This window comes from Maritalea mediterranea, from assembly GCF_021568695.1.
GTDB lineage: Bacteria > Pseudomonadota > Alphaproteobacteria > Rhizobiales > Devosiaceae > Maritalea > Maritalea mediterranea.
The window spans coordinates 62,560-81,965 of sequence record NZ_JAKGTI010000003.1; the positions used below are offsets into that span (position 1 = coordinate 62,560).

The 19,406-nt window shown below is 54.8% G+C and carries 22 protein-coding genes; 7 read left to right on the plus strand and 15 right to left on the minus strand.

Going from position 1 to position 19,406, the window contains the following annotated elements; genetic code table 11:
* Window positions 1–45 precede the first annotated feature (45 nt).
* Complete coding sequence (locus L1I42_RS13120; RefSeq protein WP_236115132.1) at window positions 46–1,131, plus strand: D-alanyl-D-alanine carboxypeptidase family protein; 1,086 nt, start codon at window positions 46–48, stop codon at window positions 1,129–1,131.
* On the opposite strand, the gene L1I42_RS13125 is transcribed toward L1I42_RS13120, so the two are convergent.
* The 13 genes from L1I42_RS13125 to phnG form a co-directional block, all read right to left on the minus strand.
* Window positions 1,123–2,187, minus strand: a complete 1,065-nt coding sequence (locus L1I42_RS13125) for a bifunctional transcriptional activator/DNA repair enzyme AdaA (protein ID WP_236115502.1) — start codon at window positions 2,185–2,187, stop codon at window positions 1,123–1,125. The genes L1I42_RS13120 and L1I42_RS13125 overlap by 9 nt on opposite strands.
* Before the next feature lie 54 nt (window positions 2,188–2,241).
* Entirely contained in the window at window positions 2,242–2,463 is a 222-nt protein-coding gene (locus tag L1I42_RS13130; protein ID WP_236115133.1) for a sulfurtransferase TusA family protein, read from the minus strand.
* Entirely contained in the window at window positions 2,460–2,924 is a 465-nt protein-coding gene (locus L1I42_RS13135) for a CAP domain-containing protein (protein ID WP_236115134.1), read from the minus strand. Before L1I42_RS13135 ends, L1I42_RS13130 begins: the two co-directional genes overlap by 4 nt.
* 116 nt (window positions 2,925–3,040) lie before the next feature.
* Window positions 3,041–3,514, minus strand: coding sequence for a DUF1203 domain-containing protein (locus tag L1I42_RS13140; RefSeq protein ID WP_236115135.1), 474 nt, complete (start codon window positions 3,512–3,514; stop codon window positions 3,041–3,043).
* A 57-nt stretch (window positions 3,515–3,571) separates the two neighbouring features.
* The gene (phnN, locus tag L1I42_RS13145; protein ID WP_236115136.1) at window positions 3,572–4,147 is read right to left on the minus strand and encodes a phosphonate metabolism protein/1,5-bisphosphokinase (PRPP-forming) PhnN; all 576 of its coding nucleotides are present in this window, start codon (window positions 4,145–4,147) and stop codon (window positions 3,572–3,574) included.
* A gap of 10 nt (window positions 4,148–4,157) precedes the next feature.
* The gene (locus L1I42_RS13150; protein ID WP_236115137.1) at window positions 4,158–5,297 is read right to left on the minus strand and encodes an alpha-D-ribose 1-methylphosphonate 5-triphosphate diphosphatase; all 1,140 of its coding nucleotides are present in this window, start codon (window positions 5,295–5,297) and stop codon (window positions 4,158–4,160) included.
* A gap of 17 nt (window positions 5,298–5,314) precedes the next feature.
* Window positions 5,315–6,007, minus strand: coding sequence for a DUF1045 domain-containing protein (locus tag L1I42_RS13155; RefSeq protein WP_236115138.1), 693 nt, complete (start codon window positions 6,005–6,007; stop codon window positions 5,315–5,317).
* A 90-nt stretch (window positions 6,008–6,097) separates the two neighbouring features.
* Window positions 6,098–6,805 (minus strand): phosphonate C-P lyase system protein PhnL, encoded by a 708-nt coding sequence (gene phnL, locus L1I42_RS13160; protein ID WP_236115139.1) that lies wholly within the window; start codon window positions 6,803–6,805, stop codon window positions 6,098–6,100.
* A 4-nt stretch (window positions 6,806–6,809) separates the two neighbouring features.
* Window positions 6,810–7,601 carry a phosphonate C-P lyase system protein PhnK gene (gene phnK, locus L1I42_RS13165; protein ID WP_236115140.1) on the minus strand — a complete coding sequence of 264 codons (792 nt, stop codon included), beginning with the start codon at window positions 7,599–7,601 and terminating at the stop codon, window positions 6,810–6,812.
* Window positions 7,598–8,500, minus strand: a complete 903-nt coding sequence (locus L1I42_RS13170) for an alpha-D-ribose 1-methylphosphonate 5-phosphate C-P-lyase PhnJ (protein WP_236115141.1) — start codon at window positions 8,498–8,500, stop codon at window positions 7,598–7,600. The genes phnK and L1I42_RS13170 overlap by 4 nt, the downstream gene beginning before the upstream one ends.
* The gene (locus tag L1I42_RS13175; RefSeq protein ID WP_236115142.1) at window positions 8,497–9,624 is read right to left on the minus strand and encodes a carbon-phosphorus lyase complex subunit; all 1,128 of its coding nucleotides are present in this window, start codon (window positions 9,622–9,624) and stop codon (window positions 8,497–8,499) included. Before L1I42_RS13175 ends, L1I42_RS13170 begins: the two co-directional genes overlap by 4 nt.
* Window positions 9,625–9,626: 2 nt before the next feature.
* The gene (phnH, locus tag L1I42_RS13180; RefSeq protein ID WP_236115143.1) at window positions 9,627–10,244 is read right to left on the minus strand and encodes a phosphonate C-P lyase system protein PhnH; all 618 of its coding nucleotides are present in this window, start codon (window positions 10,242–10,244) and stop codon (window positions 9,627–9,629) included.
* On the minus strand, window positions 10,244–10,726 hold the full coding sequence (gene phnG, locus L1I42_RS13185; protein ID WP_236115144.1) for a phosphonate C-P lyase system protein PhnG: 483 nt from the start codon (window positions 10,724–10,726) through the stop codon (window positions 10,244–10,246). The genes phnH and phnG overlap by 1 nt, the downstream gene beginning before the upstream one ends.
* A 170-nt stretch (window positions 10,727–10,896) precedes the next feature.
* On the opposite strand from phnG, the gene phnF reads away from it, so the two are divergent.
* The 5 genes from phnF (at window position 10,897) to phnE (L1I42_RS13210) (ending at window position 15,975) form a co-directional block, all read left to right on the plus strand.
* Window positions 10,897–11,622, plus strand: coding sequence for a phosphonate metabolism transcriptional regulator PhnF (gene phnF / locus L1I42_RS13190; RefSeq protein ID WP_236115145.1), 726 nt, complete (start codon window positions 10,897–10,899; stop codon window positions 11,620–11,622).
* Between the two features lie 131 nt (window positions 11,623–11,753).
* Complete coding sequence (gene phnC / locus L1I42_RS13195) at window positions 11,754–12,611, plus strand: phosphonate ABC transporter ATP-binding protein (RefSeq protein ID WP_236115146.1); 858 nt, start codon at window positions 11,754–11,756, stop codon at window positions 12,609–12,611.
* A 59-nt stretch (window positions 12,612–12,670) separates the two neighbouring features.
* Window positions 12,671–13,576, plus strand: a complete 906-nt coding sequence (gene phnD, locus L1I42_RS13200; RefSeq protein WP_236115147.1) for a phosphonate ABC transporter substrate-binding protein — start codon at window positions 12,671–12,673, stop codon at window positions 13,574–13,576.
* 68 nt (window positions 13,577–13,644) lie between these two features.
* Window positions 13,645–14,613, plus strand: a complete 969-nt coding sequence (gene phnE / locus L1I42_RS13205) for a phosphonate ABC transporter, permease protein PhnE (protein WP_236115148.1) — start codon at window positions 13,645–13,647, stop codon at window positions 14,611–14,613.
* Window positions 14,614–14,625: 12 nt separating this feature from the next.
* A complete protein-coding gene (gene phnE / locus L1I42_RS13210; protein WP_236115149.1) occupies window positions 14,626–15,975 on the plus strand; it encodes a phosphonate ABC transporter, permease protein PhnE in 1,350 nt (449 codons plus the stop codon).
* 7 nt (window positions 15,976–15,982) lie between these two features.
* On the opposite strand, the gene L1I42_RS13215 is transcribed toward phnE (L1I42_RS13210), so the two are convergent.
* On the minus strand, window positions 15,983–16,534 hold the full coding sequence (locus L1I42_RS13215) for a DUF924 family protein (RefSeq protein ID WP_236115150.1): 552 nt from the start codon (window positions 16,532–16,534) through the stop codon (window positions 15,983–15,985).
* A gap of 162 nt (window positions 16,535–16,696) precedes the next feature.
* Between L1I42_RS13215 and L1I42_RS13220 the strand changes: the two genes are divergently transcribed.
* Window positions 16,697–18,007, plus strand: coding sequence for an NAD(P)H-dependent oxidoreductase (locus L1I42_RS13220; RefSeq protein ID WP_236115503.1), 1,311 nt, complete (start codon window positions 16,697–16,699; stop codon window positions 18,005–18,007).
* Window positions 18,008–18,297: 290 nt separating this feature from the next.
* Here L1I42_RS13220 and L1I42_RS13225 read toward each other — a convergent pair whose 3' ends face one another.
* Complete coding sequence (locus tag L1I42_RS13225; RefSeq protein WP_305067709.1) at window positions 18,298–19,359, minus strand: zinc ABC transporter substrate-binding protein; 1,062 nt, start codon at window positions 19,357–19,359, stop codon at window positions 18,298–18,300.
* Window positions 19,360–19,406 lie beyond the last annotated feature (47 nt).

Here is a 19,406-nt window from a genome sequence, read left to right on the forward strand (position 1 = left end):
GCCGAGGGTAGAACTGAGCCAGTAATTTTTGGGGTCGGGGTATTCATGGGTTCAATTTGTCGGGTCATTTTGCTCGTCTTGACGTTTATGTTGGGCGCGGGTCCAAGCTATGGGTTGCCACAACTCCTGCTGGATATGCGCACAGGGGAAGTGCTGTTTGAAAAAGATGCTGGCCACCCTTGGCACCCGGCTTCGCTGACCAAATTGATGACCGCCTATTCGGCTTTCGAAGCGATTGCGGCGGGCCGCGTAACCCTTGATACGCCGGTGGTGATGAGCGAAAATGCCCTTAAAGCCCCGCCCAGCAAAATGGGGTTTCCGGTGGGCACAGCGGTGACGCTGGAAGATGCGCTTTATTTGATGATTGTAAAATCCGCCAATGATGTGGCCACCGCGATCGGCGAGACCGTGGCCGGGTCCGAGGCCGAATTTGTTGACCTGATGAACTGGCATGCGGCCAATCTGGGCCTCACCGCCACGCGCTTTGCCAACGCCCATGGGCTGCACGACCCCAGTCAGATCACCTCCGCGCGGGATATTGCGATTTTGGCCTTTGTGATCCGCTCGCGCTATCCGCAATATGACGAGATGTTTGAGACGCGCGCGATCAAGTTTGGCCGGTCCACACTGAAATCTTACAATATTTTGCTGGAGAAATTTCGCGGCACTACCGGCATGAAAACCGGCTATGTGTGCGCGTCCGGTCTCAACATTGTCGCCACGGCCAAGCGCAATGGGCGCGAATTGATGGCGGTGGTGTTTGGCGGCGTGACGTCGCGGGAACGCGGTGAACTGGCGGCCCTTTTGTTGGAGCGCGGCTTTCAGGGGCGCTATCCGGGCACCCGCCAAAGCGTCACCAATATCGTCAACCGTGCCCTTGCGCCCCCCAATATGCGCCCGCAAATGTGCGGGGCGGAAGCCAAGACCTATTTGGAAACGCGGAAAGCTGCTTTCCCTTTCGGCCTCGAAGGGCAGATCAGCTATTTGAATGATGTTGTGCCGGAGCGTGCGGTGCGCGTGACAACCCTTGGCACAATTGTGGATGTGGATTTGCCGCGCCCCCGCCCGGCCTATAGCTATGTGCCCGAGCCGATTGCCCTGCCACGCCCGCGGCCAGCAACGCTACCCTGATCGCGCGCGCTTATAGGTCAGTTCCAGTTCAATCAGCTTTTGCTTGCGCCACAAGCCGCCGCCATAGCCGGTGAGCTGTCCGTCTGCCCCGATCACGCGATGGCAGGGGATGATCACTGCGATCTGGTTGGCGCCATTGGCCCGGGCCACGGCGCGGGCGGCGCTGGGGTTGCCCAAACGTTTGGCCAACTCACCATAGCTGACCGTCTCGCCCGCTGGAATGGTTTGCAATTCGCGCCAGACCTGCCGGGTGAACTCGGATCCATGCAAGGCAAGCGGCAGATCAAAGTGCGGGTGCTTGCCTTCAAAAAAGGTCAGTACTTGTCGCTTCGTTTCTTCAATGATCGGGGTGGTGCCAAAGCCCATTTGTCCTTTTGCGGTTTTGAACAATTTCTTGAGTTCGGTAGGCAAGGCTTTGCGGTCATGAAATTCCAGCAAATGCAAATGGGTGGTGTCGGCCACGGCGACCATGGTACCCAAAGGCGTGTCGAACCAATCGGCTTTTAGCGGTGCGTCGGCGCGCAATTCTTTTGGCTTCAGGCCGATATGTTTGGCAAAGGCGGTGCGGAAGGCGCTGGATGAGGAGAAGCCTGCATCCAACTGCGCCTCGATCATTTTGCCGCCTTGTTTCAAGGTGGTGAAGCTGTTGCGCAGGCGGGTCAGGCGCGCCATTTCTAAAAAGGTGATACCGAATTGGCGTTTGAAGGCGCGGCGCACGGTGGACGGGTCAAAACCCAGCCGCGAGATGTCGCTTTCCTGCCAGAAATGATCGGGGCGATCCTCAAGGGCGGTCACCAGCGTGCGGATGGCTTTGTTGGCCTCGGCCTCGCTGGTGGTAGGGTGGCACTTTTTGCAGGCGCGAAACCCCATCTCAAGCGCCTCGCTGGCGGTTTCGAAAAAGGTGCAGTTCTCGCGCTTCGGCTTGCGGGCCGGGCAAGTGAACCGACAAAAAATACCGGTGGAAGAAACGCCGACAAAGACGCGCCCGTCATAGGAGGGGTCGCGATCTAAAAGCGCCTGATAAAGTTGATCGTCATGGGGCAATTGAAACAGCATGGCCGCACAATAGCGCAAGAATGGAACCGCGTCTGTCTCCATTCGGGCGTGCAATTATTTTTGGATGATAAAGCGGATCACGCCATCTTCATTGCTGTGCTCGGCAAGGGTAAAACCCTGTTTGTTGCACATATTGGGGATGTCAATTTCTGCCAGCGGGTCGGTGGCCAAAAGGGTGATGGCTTGCCCGGCGGGCATTTCGGCTAGTGCTTTTTCGGCCTTGATGACGGGCAGGGGGCAATTCAGCCCCCGTGTGTCCACCAGTCGCGCACTCATTTGGCCAGGCCCAGCACCCAATAGGTGCCATAGGTGGAGTTGGCGTCATAATGCACGGCGATGGCCGCTTTTGAGGCGAAGGGATTGAGCAGCACTTTTGAATCTTTGGTGCTGTTTCGCCAGCCAGAGAATGCATCGGCGAAAGTGGCATAGCCGGCGCTGGTGAGGCTAGCGGTTTCGCCGGGCACATTCAGCGGCCTGGTGGCGGCCTGGCTGTTGCCATTTTTGGCGTAGGCCACGGCAGCGTCTTGGGCTTTCACCTGCACATTTGCGTCCAAGGTCAACATGTTAAGGCCGTTGGCTGTGCGATATTGGTTGATCAGGTTCAGGGCGGCTTGCCGATCCAATTGCGGATTGTTTGTATCCATCCGTGCGGTCAGGGCAGCCGGCAATTGGCTGGTCATGGTGGTACACGCTGCCAATGGCAACATCAAAACTAAACCAAGCAATAATTTACGCATAAAAACTCCCAACCGCATTTTCGCAAAAGGCTCATATCAGAACCCATAAAAAACAGCCAGCAAACTTGTGCTGGCTGCGGCAAAATTGCCTGATAAGTGCGGCGGAAATGAGATGATCAATCGGTGCGATCAATGCGGGCTGTAAAGCAACTATAGGCTGCAGATCGAATGTGGATAAAGGCCACCTCTTGAAGCGCGAATATTTGCTCAGCGTGGGCAGGCAATTCATTCACCTTCACGATCTGACCCGTGCGATAATCAATTTTCTCATCTGCCGAATAGCCGCGGATCAGAAACTGCTCGCGTTCAGCAATCACGGGTGGCAGTTTGCCATTTTCACTTTCGAAGCGCTGGCAATCGTCTTCGCAGATGAAAATGGGACCGATTTCGGCGAAAGCACCAATTGATTGAAAGGGCTTATAGGCCCCGAGCAGAACGCCTTTGCCCTCGGGTATGTTTTTCAGACAATGGCGACAGGGCGCGCCGCCGTCTGAAATGCGGTGTTCTGGCTTTTGGCCATGTGCGTCCGTGCCGCCATTGCGCCAGCCATCGGCTATTTCGGTGGGAATTGCGGTGAATTTAATCGACATATTTTGCTCCTTTTTGGAGGAACATTGCGTAAGGCTTGTCGAAACTCGACCCGATTTTTACATCGCGGTTTTTTGCGTTCTCGCTTCGTTGATTGCATCGAGCAAACGGGCAATGCCAATCTCCAAGGATTGATCATTGATGATTTGAGTCTGCGGCAAATCGGGGTCGATGTCGTCCACTTTGCGGTTGAGCCGCTGGGTGATTTCTTCTTTGGTTTCCCGGCCACGTCCCGCAAGGCGTTCGGCGCGTAAGGCCAATGGTGCGGTGATGTTGATTACGTGGATGGGATATTTTTGGTGGGCGATAGGCAGTTGGTTGCGCGATGTGTTGCAGATCAAGGTTTTACCTGCGCGTAGGTCATCCTCAATAGTTTTCGGGATGATGTAGCCCAGCCCATGGGCGCGCCAATGCAAGGCGAAGTTGCCCTGCTGCACCATTTCTTCATATTGGGCTTCGCTGATGGTGCCGTGATCCTCCAGTTCAGCCATTGCCTCGCGGGTGATCAGGCGGCGCACAAAGCTGATTTTGGGGTCTTGGCTGAGCGCGGTGGCCGCGCCCGCCATTAAACTGTCTTTGCCCGCGCCAGAAGGGCCGACGACAAAGATTAAAATGCCCTTATAGGCGTCAGACATCATGTGTTCCCTAGATTACGCGTTGGCCATCGCGCCAAACGGCGCGCACAATCGGCACGCCATCTTCGGGCAAACTCACCCGCGCAAAGTCGGCTTTTTTGCCCACGGCCAATTCGCCGCGATCATCAAGCCCGGCTGCCCGCGCTGGATTAAGCGAGACTTTGGCAATGGCATGGGGCAGCGTGATCTGCTCCACATTTTCAGCCAGTTTGAACGCGCCTTGCATCAGCGAAAAGGGCACATAATCTGAGCTCAACACATCCAGCAAATCTTCCTTCGCCAAATCGGTGGCCGAAATATTGCCGGAATGCGATTTGCCGCGCACCACGTTTGGGGCGCCCATCAGAATCGCCAAGTTCGCATCGCGAGAGGCTTTCGCCGCTTCAATGGTGGTTGGGAATTCGGCAATGGCAACGCCGTCACGCTTGGCTTCATCCACATGTTCGGCGGTGGCATCATCATGGCTGGCAAGGGCCAGACCAATCTCATGCCCGCGCTTTACAATCGCTTGGCGGTTCGGCGCAGAAAATTGTTCGTGCTCGGCGATACGTGCGGCGATGAATTCTTCCATCTCCGCGTCGCTCATGCCGGTTTTGCCTTGGTAATAAAGGTAATATTGTTCCAGCTGCATGAATTGGCGTTGGCCCGGTGTGTGGTCCATCAGTGAGGCCAGTTTCACCAGTTCATTTTGGCAATATTGCTCAAACTGCTCCAACGCATCATGGCTGGATAGCTCACAGCGCAAATGGATCAAATGGTCCGAACGGAGGCGTTTTTCCGCCTTGGCCTTGGTGATGGCACTCACCAACACATCGACGTGCTCGCCCATGTTTTTCATATCGGTATCAGAGCCGATCCGCACCGCGTCGAAAACGGTGGTGATGCCAGATGAAGTGACTTGCGCGTCGTGGGCGTGCAGGGCGGCCATTGGGTCCCAGAAGACGCCGGGACGTGGACGGTAGTGGCTTTCCAAATGATCAGTGTGCAATTCCACCAGGCCGGGGACGAGATAATCGCCATCAAAGTCGAGGCCGGTGTTGCCGCTGCTGGCCATGTCGGCGATCATGCCGTCTTTCACGTTGAGGGCGCCGGTCATTTCGCTGTCGGCAAGGATCAGCTTTGCATTTTTAATGCTTAGATCTTCGTACATTTCATCTCAGCTTTCGTTCAGCCCCTTAGGGGGTAATCTTCTAATCGGACAAAAGGCGCGCCTTGTTCTGGCTCGTGATAGAGCGCCAAATTGTTGAAGGTGTAGGTGCGTTCCAGCTCTTCTGCAAACCAATGCTGTGCGGCCTCAAAAAACATCTTGCCCGCCAGTTCATCCAATTGCCCTGTTAGGGTCAGGTGCATTTTGAATTGCTCGCTCACATAGGGGTAGCCCCATTTATCCAGCAGCTCGATCTGGCGTTCATTGAGGCCAGAGGCGATGCGTTCTTGCCGTTCTTCCTGGCTAAGCGGCGCACGGTAGCGATCAAAATGGCGCACCACTTTTTGTGCGAATTTGGTCAACTCTTCGCTTTGTTGTGCAGGCACCATCGCGATAAATTTGCCGATCTGATGCACGTTCAGGGCGCCGATTTCGACAGGTTTTTGCACATTGGCAAATGCTCTCAGCTCCCGCCGCAGAGAATCAATATTTGTATTATCGGCCAAATGGAAAGGTGCCTTGATGGTGGCGTGAAACCCGTAACGTCGCGGCGAGGCGGTCAATTCATATTGGTCCACCGGCGTGATGCCCACAATGGAAGGCTGGGCCAGCTCGCAATTTTGATGGCAATCGCCCCCCAGCCATTGGCTGGCTTTTTGCCACAAAGAGTCATTTGTGGCGGGCGCATAATATATCGCATAACGCTCAGACATAAGGGACCTTAAGAATTGGAAGGCGTGAACTCGCGCCTTCGCATAGTCTATTTAAATGTCAGCAATTTGACAGTCATTTATTTCGCCAATTTATGCTGCGCGTTGTACCGCGAATTTGGTGACATCAATCACCCGATCGGCCACCTTGTCGCGTGTGTCCGCATCGTGAAAAATGCCCAGCATGGCGGTGCCATTGGCCTTGCGTTCCTCAATCAGCGACAGCACAACTTGACGGTTGGCCGCATCAAGCGAGGCGGTCGGCTCATCGAGCAACAGCAATTTATGCTCACCCATAAAGCCGCGCGCAATGTTCACCCGTTGTTGCTCGCCGCCAGAGAAGGTGGCGGGGGGCAGGCCCCACAAATGCTCGGGAATATTCAATTGGCCAAGCATTTTGGCGGCCTTTTCTTGGGCCACCTCTTCGCTGTGGCCCCATTGGCGGGCCACTTGTGCCACCAGATCAAGGGCAGACACGCGAGGAATCGCTGACAAGAATTGGCTCACATAGCCGATGGTGGATTGGCGCAGGCGCAAGATCTCGCGCGGCGACGCGGTGACCAAGTCGGTATGCTGATCGCCATGGGTGATGATGATTTCGCCTGCATCAGCGGCATAGTTGCCATAGATCATTTTCAGCAAGGTGGATTTGCCCGCGCCTGACGGGCCGCCAAGCACCACGCATTCGCCAGCGAAGACTTCAAATCCTGCCCCGTCCATAACAGGCAATTGCAAACCGTTTTGCAAATGCATCACGAAGGATTTAGTCAGGTTTTGAACACTCAAAATCTTTTGTTGCATTGGATTAACTCCCCACATGCAGAATGGATGACACCAGCAATTGCGTATAGGCTTGGTGTGGGTCGTCGAGCACCTGGTCGGTTAGACCTTGCTCAATCACCTTGCCGTCTTTCATCACCATAATGCGGTCTGACAACAAACGTGCGACAGCCAGATCGTGGGTGACAATAATGATGGAGAGGCCAAGCTCGGCCACCAGGCGGCGAATCAAATCGAGCAGGCGCGCCTGCACGGACACATCGAGGCCGCCGGTGGGTTCGTCCATAAACACAAGGCGAGGATTGGTCACCAAATTACGGGCAATTTGCAGCCGCTGCTGCATGCCGCCGGAAAAGGTGCGCGGGGCATCGTCGATGCGGTCCACTTGAATTTCCACCTTCTCCAACCAGTCGAGCGCCGTGTCGCGGATTTTGCCGTAGTGCCGGTCGCCGAGGGCCATTAAGCGTTCGCCGACATTGGCGCCAGCCGACACATTCATACGCAACCCATCGCGTGGATGCTGGCGCACAAAGCCCCAATCGGTGCGCAGCAAAATGCGTTGTTGCGCTTCGCTCATCTCATAGAGATTGTCCGACTGTCCCTTGCGGCCACGATAATAGACCGCGCCGTCGGTCGGGATGATTTGGGTGGAAAGGCAATTGAGCAGGGTGGTTTTGCCCGATCCACTTTCGCCCACAATCGCCAGCACTTCGCCGGGATAAAGGTCGAAATTGACATCCTTACAGCCCAGATGTTGGCCATAAAAATGGGATAGATTTTTCACGCTCAACAAAGGCAGGTCTTGATCAAGGCTCATTGCATGCGCTCCTTATAGTCGGCATTTAGCGGGCCAAGATGACCTTCGCTCTGGCGGGTTTCGCAATAGTCACTGTCCGAGCACACAAACATATTGTTGCCCGCATCATCCAAAATCACCTCGTCAAAATAGACGCCTTCAGCGCCGCACATAGCGCATTGTGTGTCGGGCCATTCCTGAATGGTGAAGGGGTGGTCTTCAAAATCAAGGCTCACCACATCGGTGTGCGGCGGCAGGGCGTAGATCCGCTTTTCGCGGCCTGCGCCGAACAATTGCAGCGCTTTGGATTTGTGCATTTTCGGGTTGTCGAATTTTGGGGTCGGGGATGGGTCCATTACATAGCGGCCCTCCACCATCACCGGATAGGCATAAGTGGTGGCGATATGGCCATGGGTGGCAATATCTTCATAGAGCTTTACATGGATCAGGCCATATTCGCTCAAGGCGTGCATTTTGCGGGTCTCGGTTTCCCGTGGTTCCAAAAAGCGCAGCGGCTCGGGAATCGGCACTTGATAAACCAGCGTTTGATGTTCTTGCAGCTCTTCTTCCGGAATGCGGTGCCGGGTTTGAATTACCGTGGCTTCGCTGGTGTGGGTTGTTAGCTCCACATTGGCGGTTTTGGCGAAAAAGTTCCGGATGGAGACCGCATTTGTCGTGTCGTCCGCACCTTGGTCGATCACTTTGAGAATGTCGCTTTCGCCCAAAACTGAGGCCGTAACCTGCACGCCGCCAGTGCCCCAGCCATAGGGCATGGGCATTTCGCGCGCGGCGAACGGCACTTGATAGCCCGGCACGGCGATGCCTTTGAGGATCGCACGGCGGATCATGCGTTTGGTTTGCTCGTCGAGATACGCAAAATTGTAGGCCGGGGCCTCATTGGTCAATTGATCAAGGCTCATTGGGCCGCCTCCATTTTCGGCGCGTCGTCGTCGCCATCTTTGTTCTGTTGTGCGTCAAATTCCTTGCGCATGGTGCGGATCAGGTCTAGCTCGGCCTGGAAATCTACGTAGTGGGGCAGCTTCAAATGCTCCACAAAGCCTGTGGCCTGAATATTGTCGGAGTGCGACAGCACAAATTCCTGATCTTGCGCCGGGGCGGAGAATTCTTCGCCCAGCTCTTTCCAGCGGAGCGAGCGGTCCACCAGCGCCATCGACATGGCTTTGCGTTCTGCTTGCCCGAACACCAAACCGTACCCGCGGGTGAAAGCAGGCGGCGCTTTGGCGCTGCCTTTAAACTGGTTGATCATTTGGCATTCGGTCACTTCCATGGTGCCGATGGGCACGGCAAAGCCAAGCTCTTCCGCAAAGAACTCCAGCTCGACTTCGCCAAAACGAATTTCACCCGCGAAGGGGTGCGAGCGGGCATAGCCGCGCTGGGTGGAGTAACCCAATGCCAGCAAAAAGCCTTCGTCACCACGCGCCAGATTTTGCAGCCGCACATCGCGATCTGTTGGAAAGTCGATCGGGGTACGGGTTAAATCGCCTGTTTCATGGCCTTCGTCGAATTGATGGTCTGGCTCAATCATGCCGGACTTGCCCAAAATGTCAGAAACGCGCGGCACTTCCGCATTCAGATCGATGTCTTCATCACTAGAAGGGGGTGATTCGGGGGCCGCCTCAGGGTCAAAATCAAAATTGATCAGGCGGTGGGAATAGTCAAAAGTTGGCCCAAGCACTTGGCCGCCGGGCAAATCTTTAAAGGTTGCCGAGATGCGTCGCTCAATGGCCATCTTGCCGGTTTCGATAGGCTCCGCATAGCCAAAGCGCGGCAAGGTGGTGCGATAGGCGCGGATCAAGAAGATGGCTTCGATCAAATCACCTTGTGCCTGCCGAATGGCCATGGCCGCCAGTTCCGGGTCATAAAGCGAGCCTTCGCCCATCACGCGATCCACGGCGAAGGACAATTGCTCAGTGATCTGATCGAGGCGCAGGCCGGGCACATTTTCATTGCCCCGACGTTTGGCAGCAAACAATGTGTGGGCGTTTTTGATGGCCTTTTCGCCACCTTTTACAGCAACATACATGTCTATTCTCCTTGCGCCGGATCGAGATTGATTTTGGTAGAGCGGGGCAGGGCGGCCAGTTGGGTTTCGGTCACGAAAATATGGTCGATGCCCAATGGGTATTCCGCATTGTTGGCTTCCGCTTGTTGCCAGAATTTTTGGTTCAAGCTGGAGGAAGCGAAGGCGCGGCTGGTTTCGATGCCGGGTCCGGAAAGCGTGGCGCCTGCCTGATTGACCAAATCATTCACGGCGACAATCACCGTGGTGGATTGGTCAGGATATTCATGTTTGCCCATATTGAATTTATGGTCGCCTTCGAGGGCTTCCGCGCTGCTCAAAAAGGCAAATTGCGCTTTTTGCGGGTCGCTTGTGGTTGCTGCGCCGGTGTGGAACGCTAGGAATTGGCGTGTCTCTGTCGTGTTGAGCGTGTCGTCGAGATAGATCAGCGTTTCCGCGTCACAAAGGGTAAGCGCAACCATGGCAGCGACCGGGTTGAGGGCGCCTGCATCACTCAGCTTGTGCGGCGCATCATAGATTTTGCCCGGCTGCGCCATGGCATCCATAATCGCTTTAAAGCTCTGCTGGCTTTGATGGGTCAGGTCGGTGAAGCCTTGCGCGATGGTTTGTTGGGACATCGTCATTATCCGTCTCCCCGCACCATGGTGAAAAAGTCGACCTTTGTGGCGGCAGCTTTTTTCAGCTTGTCTTTTTTTGCCGTGAGCTGCTCTTGCTCCAACGGCGCGATGATGTTGGCTTCAACGCTTTGCTTGTGCGCTTCGCTCAACCAGGCAGCGTCGAAAAAGGCGGCGATGGCGGCTTTGCGTTGATTGCGGCCCTGGCAATAGGCATGGCCAACTTCGCCGCTCTTCAATTGAATGGCGGCGCGGGTCACTGTCATTTCGCCCAGATTGAACGGTGCCCCGCCGCCGCCGATCCGCCCGCGTGTCATCACAAGGCCCGTTTCAGGCTTGCGGGCGAATGTCCAGTCTGGCTTGTCAGCAAATTTCTCATACAGCTCTTCAAGTTGTTGGTCGGGCGCTTGCGCCAAAACGCGCATAACGCGCTGGCGAGCGATCACCTCAGCATTTTCAGCTTGTGTGTCAGGGGAGGAAGGCGCGGTCATAGATTGGCTCTTTTCAGTTTTGAACGATCAGAACGGGTGCTGTCCTAACGCATTTCAAAAAATTTGTCTATACTATTTGTATATATTTGTATACTTTTGTTTGTATGGTTTATTAAAGTGCGAAATTGTTGCAGCCATATGACGGCATCAAGGGCGCGGGAGTACAGGGTTTGAACAAGATTGAACGTGGACGGGGCGTGTCCCTTTGGCGGCAAATCGCTGAACGTTTACAACATGAAATTGTTGCAGGCACCTATAAGCCGGGCACGCAATTGCCGACGGAAATTGAGTTGGCCAATGATTATGAAGTGAATCGCCATACAGTGCGGCGCGCCATCGCTGCGTTGACAGAAAACGGGTTTCTCACCGCCACGCGCGGCCGCGGCACCTTTGTGGCGGATGCGCCCATCACCTATCCGATTTCCTCGCGCACGCGCTTTTCTGAAATTATCAGCGCCCAGAAGCGTCAGCCGGGGGGGCGGCTGATTTCCTCCGCCGAAGAATCGGCAGATGAAGAGGTGGCCAAACATCTTGATATCGCGGCGGGCGACCCCGTGCTGCGCATTGAGACCCTGCGGGTGGCCGATGGGGTGCCGATCACGGTGGCGACCATCTGGTTCTGCAAAGATTTGCTGCCTGATCTGGTGCCGCACTATGCCGAGCTGGGGTCAATTTCCAAGGCATTGGCCCGGGCGGGCTATGAAAATTACAAGCGCGATAAGAGCTGGGTGACCGCCATTGCCGCCACGGCGGATGATGCGCGCCTGTTGCAGGTGGAGGTGGGGTTTCCGCTGATGCAGATCACCAGCGTGAATGTGTCAGAATCGGGGGAGAAGCTGCAATATACCCGCTCGCGCTTTCGCGGCGAGACGGTGCAGTTGGAGATTGAAAGCTAGGAAAGGCCGGCTTTTCCACTTATATTTGTCTATCAAAGTCGACTTTCACAAATCTGACATCTAACCGACATTTTTATGTAAAGCAGCGCCAATAGAGATGGGCCCGAATTCGAATAGGGGCACATCTTTACATGTTGAAGCTGCAAAATGTTAATCGCCGATTTGGAGACAAGTTGGCGGTGAAAAATGTCAACCTCTCCATCGCGTCTGGCGAAATGGTGGGGGTGATCGGTCAATCCGGGGCGGGCAAATCCACCCTGTTGCGCATGATCAACCAATTGATTGCCACCAGCGACGGGGCCATCGAGTTTGATGGCACCAAAGTCTCCAGCCTGAAAGGCGCTGAGCTGCGCAATTGGCAACGCGATTGCGCAATGATCTTTCAGCAGTTCAATCTGGTGCCGCGCTTGGATGTGCTCGCCAATGTGATGCTGGGACGGTTGAACCGCCGCAACACATTCTCTTCCCTCATCAAAAGTTTCACCGAAGAAGAGCAGCTTGAAGCGCTGGAAGCGCTGGAGCGGTTGAGCATTGCGCAAACCGCATTGCAGCGCGCGGGCACTTTGTCCGGCGGGCAGCAGCAGCGTGTGGCCATCGCCCGCGCCCTGATGCAGCAGCCGAAAATGATTTTGGCCGACGAGCCGATTGCCTCGCTCGACCCGCGCAACGCGAAAGTGGTGATGGATAGTTTGAAGGCGATCAATGAAGATGATGGCATCACCGTCATCACCAATCTGCACACGCTGGATACGGCACGCAATTATTGCGAGCGGATTATCGGCATGGCCCATGGCGAGGTGGTGTTTGATGGCCCGCCCGAAGCGCTGACCACTGAGGTGGCGCGCCGCATTTATGGTGCCGAAGGGCTGAAAGACGCCTTCTCTGAAAGCATGACCTCGACTTCTCTTGAAGACGATTATAAGACCCCCGCGCAAAAACGCCGCGGGCCCTATCGTGATGCCGACGAGGCGCACGTGACGCTGAATTGATGCGCTGAGGCGCAGCAATGAATTTCAACGGTAAACCGCATAATTTTAGGAGAATCCCCATGAATGCGATCCGTACTGGCCTTTTGTCTGCTGTAGCTGTTGTGGCCATGTCCTCAACTGCCATGGCGCTTGATACATTCCGCGTTGGTATTTTGGGCGGCGAAAATGAAGCCGACCGTCTGCGCAACAATCAGTGCCTGATTGATCTTTTGCCGGAAGCCATTGGCGTGAACGACGTGCAATTGTTCCCGGCCGCTGACTATGATGGCGTGATCCAGGGCCTTTTGGGCGGCACACTTGATTATGCCGAGCTGGGCGCATCTGGCTATGCAGCAGTTTATCTGCAAGATCCGGAAGCGGTTGATCCGATCTTGACCACCGAGCAGATTGATGGAGCCACCGGTTATCACTCGATCATGCTGGCGCGTTCCGACAGCGGCATCGAATCTCTGGACGATATGAAGGGCAAGCATCTTGGTTATGCTGACCCGGATTCAACTTCCGGCTTCTTGGTCCCCTCTGTGGCGTTGCCAAAAGAGCTGGGCATGCCCGTTGATGAATATTTCTCAGAAACCTCTTTCAATGGTGGTCACGAGAACAACGTATTGGCCGTGCTGGACGGCAAAATTGATGCTGGCGTGACCTGGTCATCAGGCGTTGGCGAATATCTGGACGGCTATTCTTCAGGCAATATCCGCAAGATGGTGGATAAAGGCCTTTTGGACATGGAAGACGTGCAAGAAATCTGGCGTTCGCCTTTGATCCCGAACGGCCCGATTGTTGTGCGCGCTGATCTGGACGAGGATGTCCGTGCCAAGTTCGTGACCTTTATGAAAGAGCTGCCAAAATCAAATCCTGAGTGCTTCTCTGCCATTCAGGGCGGCAACTATAATGGCTATGTGGAAGTTGATCACTCTTTCTACGAAACCATTGTGGACGCTCGCAAAGCCAAAATTGGCGGTTAATCTGAATATTTTTGAAAGGACCGGTCTATGGATCGGTCCTTTTTCTATCTAGAGAAATGAGTTGATCAATGGGTGCTGCAAGCCAATCCCCAACGCCAAAGCTTTCTGATGCCACCCGTGCGGTGCATCGGCATTATCAGGAACTGGCGCAAACCAAGAAGCTTTATAGTTTTCTCACCATCGGTATTTTGAGTGTCATTCTGGTGGCGGCCTTGTGGTTCGCCAATGCCTCAAACTCGGGCAAGTTCATTGATCGCCTTCCCTATTTTTTCGACTTTGTGCTGAATTTTTTGCCCGATGATCCGCTCGAGATTTTCCGGGCCTTATTTGATTTGCCATCGCCCTATGCCGATGGCTCGTTGAAATATGATTATGAAGAGGGGCGGCATTATCTGTTCGGCGATTTATATTTGCCTGAATATTTCTATGAAATGCTGGTCACGCTCAATATTGCGTTTGTCTCCACCTTGTTGGGCGGCGGCATTGCCTTTGTGCTCTGCTTTTTCGCGGCGTCCAATCTGGTCGGGTCCAAAGCCGTGCGCTTTGTGGTGCGCCGCATCATGGAGCTGCTGCGCGCCTTCCCCGAGATTGTGATTGCGGGCCTGTTGGCGGCGATCTTGTCGCTGGGGCCGATTGCAGCGATTGCTGCGGTGTCAATCCATACGATCGGCGCGCTGGGCAAGCTGTTTTTTGAAGTGGTGGAAAATGCCGATATGAAGCCGGACGAAGGCCTGCGGGCCGCTGGCGCCAGCTGGATTGAGCGGGTGCGCTTTGCCATTGTGCCACAAGTGCTGCCCAACTTTACGTCCTATGCCTTGCTGCGCGCCGAGATCAATGTGCGCGCCTCCACCATCATTGGCGCGGTGGGCGGGGGCGGTATTGGCGAAGTGTTTCGCCTGTCCTTGTCGCGCGATCATGCGGCGAAAACCTACGCCATCATTCTTTTGCTCTTCGTCACCATTGTGGCCGTTGATCAGCTTTCGGGTTGGCTGCGCCGCAAAATGGTGGGCGATCAAGCGTTCCAGTTTGGCGCATAGGGGGATATGATTATGTTGACCACTTCAAATCTGAGCGCTGAGCGCCGGGCTGAACTGAAAGAGCAATATGCGGAGGTGTTTCACCAGAACCCGGTGAAAAAATTCCGGCCGCTGGCCATTGTCGGTGCCTTGCTGGCTTATCTGGTGGCGTGCTTTTTCTTCTTCAATATCCCGCAAGTCTTTTCCGATGCGCGGTGGGACCGGGCCGGGCTTTATATGGCGGATTGGGTCTCCTGGCAGGCTCAGCCGAAATTTCGCTTCCGTGATGACGGGTTGGAGCTGCAATATCCCCGCTTTTCGCCACTTGGGGCTGAGCCGGACCCCGATTGGGTGACCGCTAGCGCGGCGGGGGATGCCTATCGCGTGGATTTTGCGGCGAATGATTTTATTGTCGTGCAAAAAGGTCTGGTGGAGATCACCAAGGGCGGGCAGCGTTTTGACGTGGCGATCACCGAAGATGAGGCCCTCTTGCCCGCCAATGCCACCAGCGCGTTTGAAGCGCGCAATGGCCGCGTGAAATTCAGCTTTGGCTTTGCCGGGAATATTGAAATCCGCAACACCCAGGTGCGTGTTTGGCGCCGGTTCTGGGGCTGGGAAAATTTCTTTTTTGATCCGGGTTCCGCCTATTGGGGCATGAATGGGTTTGAAGTGATCACCATGATTGCCGCTGGCCCGCAGATCGAAGAGGGCAAAAGCAATCTCAGCGTGGCGATCCATGATTTCCTCTATAATGCCGAATGGCAGCACGCCGATGTGTTTGTAAAACTGCTGCAAACCATTGTGATGGCTTTTGTTGGTACGCTGTTCGCGGGCGTTCTCGCATTCCCGCTGGCCTTTATCGCGGCACGCAACATCACACGGTCCAACACCGCCAACTGGCTAATGAAGCGCCTTTTCGACTTTTTGCGCTCGGTGGACATGTTGATCTGGGCGCTGTTTTTCACCCGCTCATTCGGGCCGGGGCCGATTGCCGGGATCGCGGCGATTTTCTTCACCGATACGGGCACGCTGGGCAAGCTCTATTCAGAAGCGCTGGAAAATGTTGATGACAAGCAGCGTGAAGGCGTGAAGTCATTGGGTGCGTCGCCAGTGGAAGTGCAGCGCTTTGGCGTGGTGCCGCAGGTGCTGCCGCTGTTCGCCTCGCAAGCGCTCTATTTCTGGGAATCCAACACCCGCTCGGCCACCATTATTGGTGCGGTGGGTGCCGGGGGCATTGGCCTCAAATTGCTCGAGGCGATGCGCACCGGCACCGATTGGGAAAATGTGGGCTATATGGTGATCTTGATCCTGATTGTGGTGTTTGTCTTTGACAATATCTCCAATCATTTGCGGTCAAAACTAATCGGCGAGGAAGCCCGCTAGGTCGCTGTTACTGCCCAAAACTATCAAACTCGCCGGCGAGGAATTCTTCTTCCGCCGGCGTGTTTTTGCGCCCCAGCACCTGGTTGCGATAAGGATAGCGGCCAAATTGTTCGATGATGTCGCGGTGCTTGATTTCATAATTGAGGCTATCTTCATTGCCCAAACTCTTGAACAATTTCAGCGCTTCATCATGCACCTTGAGGCTTTCAGCGTGCATATAGGGCATATAGGCAAAAACGCGCATGCGATTGTCTAAGGTCTGATCATCCCCACGTGCCACCATTTCTTGCGCCAGGGTCAGTGCCTGCATATCTGAGGCGAAGGCGCGCTTGTCTTTGCGATAAATTTGCCGGCTGAACTGGTCGAGAATAATGATTTCGGCCAGACGGCCTTCTGCGTCATTGCGCCAATCAAACAGATCACCGCGCGCGGCGGCAGTGTGGGTGTCTTTAAACCGGTCGATGATTTTGGCGTCAAATTCCTCGCCGCCCATAAACCAATCTTTCTCTCCATGCTCGACAAACCAGAAATCAATAATGTCTTTTGCGGTGACAGTCATAAGCGCTCCTTTTACAAGGCAGATAGATTGGTCTGATCTTTTGAGAAAATCAATATGATGTGACGATTGGGGTCGCCTTCGCGTGCTATTTTGCGTTAGTAAGGCGCAACTTTATCATTGTCGGTATCTTATATGACCATAGAAACCATCAAACCATTCCACATGAACCGCGACACCATGACCGGTGTTTCACGCGATCTCTATCGACTAGCAGACAGCGGTCGGGAGATCATTGTGGGGCTGATCGGTGCCGGGGAAATGGGCACGGATTTGATTTTGCAGATTGGTCGGATGCGCGGCATGCGTGTGGGCGCGGTGGCGGTGCGCAATATCGAAAATGCGCTCAAGGCGATTGAGATTGCCTATGGTGATCGCGAGATGGCGGTCGTGTGCGAAAATGATGCCGCCATTTCTCGCGCGATTGAAATGGGCAAGATTGCTGTATGCGGTGATGCGCGGTTGGTGGCGCAAAATGGCCATGTGAGCCAGGTGATTGAAGCGACGGGCAAGCCGAGCGTGGGCGCTGAAATTGGCTTGCTGACGCTGGAGGCGGGCAAGCATCTGGTGATGATGAATGTGGAAGCCGATGTGACCGTCGGCACCTATCTGCATCGTCGTGCGAAAGAGCTTGGGCTGGTTTATTCTGTTGGCGCCGGCGACGAGCCGTCCTCCATCATGGAATTGATTGATTTTGCCAACGCGCTGGAGCTGCCGATTATTTCCGCCGGTAAGGGCAAGAATAACCCGCTTAAATTTGATGCGGTGCCGGATGATTATGAAGAGGAAGCCTTTGCCCGCAATATGAATCCGCGCATGCTGGTGGAGTTTGTCGACGGCTCCAAAACCATGGTGGAAATGGCGGCGCTGGCCAATGCCACGGGCATGGTGCCGGACGTGCCGGGCATGCACGGGCCGGAGGCGACCATTGATACGCTTGAGGATATTCTGATTCCAAAAGAAGATGGCGGCATCCTCTCCGGTGCAGGCAAAGTGGATTACACGATCGGCAAGGGCGTCGCGCCGGGGGTGTTTGTGGTGGTGAAGGCCCCGCATGAGCGTATCCATGAGCGCATGGCCGATTTGAAAGTGGGGCGCGGGCCTTATTTCACGCTCTATCGCCCGTTCCACCTCACAAGTTTGGAAGTGCCGCTCACCTGTGCGCGGATCGCGCTTTATGGCCAGTCGGATATGGTGCCGATGGATCGGCCGGTGGCGGATGTGTGCGCGGTAGCCAAAAAGGATATGCAGCCGGGCGAAACGCTCGATGCGATCGGGCAATATTGCTATCGCTCATTCACCATGACGCAGGAAGATGCCAAAGCGAAAGCAGCGCATCCAGTGGGATTAATTGAAGGCGGAAGAGTGACCGCGCCGATCAAAAAAGGCGACTTGATCACCGCTGACAATACCAGCCCGGACGCGAACCTGAAAATCGTAGAGCTGCGCCGCGCGCAAGATGATATGCTGGCCTAGGCATTCAAAGCGAAGCCCCTCCCCATCAAGGCAGGGTAATCGCATGTGAGTGCAACCAGTCATCTTTAGAATCAATTCGTTGAATAAAAAGCCAAACCATCGCCGACCGCCAGCGCTGCACAGACCCCGGATCAAGTCCGGGGAGGTCCCACGGAGAAGATGAGGCCACGTAGCACCAAGGCTCGCGCCGAGGCGCTAAATATGTGCTTAGGCTGCGCAGCGCTAACCACCGCTTTTTCATATGCGTAATCCCTCCCCTTGAGGGGGAGGGACTTAGGGTGGGGTGAAGATTATTCGCTCAAGCAATCGGCAAAATTGTTGCCCATAGTGCGGATAAGCTCGAAGTACAGATCAGCCCCATCGGCCAGATCAGCGCCCAACGGGTCCAGCACCGCCTGTTTCACGTCCGTCCCTTCCACGGCTAAATCCACCAGTTTGGCGTCAAATTGCGGCTCTGCGAAAATGCAGCTGATCTGATCTTCTTTGAGGTGCGCCTTCAATTTGGTCAACCGCTTGGCGCCGGGCTTTACGTCCGGGCTCAGGGTCACGGTGCCGGCGTTCGACAGGCCATATTGGGTTTCAAAATATTGATAGGCATCGTGGAAGGTGACAAATTTCTTGTCTTCCAATCCGGCCAGCTGCGCTTTGATTTCCGCGTTCAACGCATCCAATTGCGCCAGAGTTTTAGCGGCATTTTCCTGATATTGAACGGCATTTGCCGCGTCGGCTGCGCTGAGTTCTTCGGCCACCAATTCGACAAAATGTTTGGCATTTTCAACGTCCAACCACATATGCAAATCGGTATTGCCATGATTGTGGCCCTGTTCTTCGTGCCCATGATCATCGTTCCCATGTGCCTCATCATCGTGGCTGTGCTCCTCACCATGCGCATGATCATCTTTGTGGTCATGATCGTCGTGGCCGTGTTCATGCTCATGCCCGTGGTCTTCATGTTCGGTATGATTGTGCTCGTCACGGCGATGATCATCGAGGCTCACTTCCCGCGTGGGCAGGAAATGGAAATGATCTTGATGATCCTGCAGCGCAATCACCTTGGCGGTTTGCGGCAAGGAGGTAATCGATTTGGCTAGAAAGCTCTCGAGATTGTCGCCGACCCAGAATATAATATCTGCGTTCTGCAGCGCCTGGGCGTCTGAAGGCTTCAATGAGTAATGGTGGGGCGAAGCATTGGCAGGCACAATATTTGTTGGCGTCAATACACCATCGGTCACATTGGCTACCAGCGAATGGAGCGGACGAATGGACGTGACCACATTCAGATCACTGGCTGAGGCCAGTCCGGTCATCGCCAAACTTAACACAAGGGCGCTTACGCTCATCTTCATCCGCATCATCATCTCCTAAATGTAATAACATAACATTGTTGCGTTACGATATA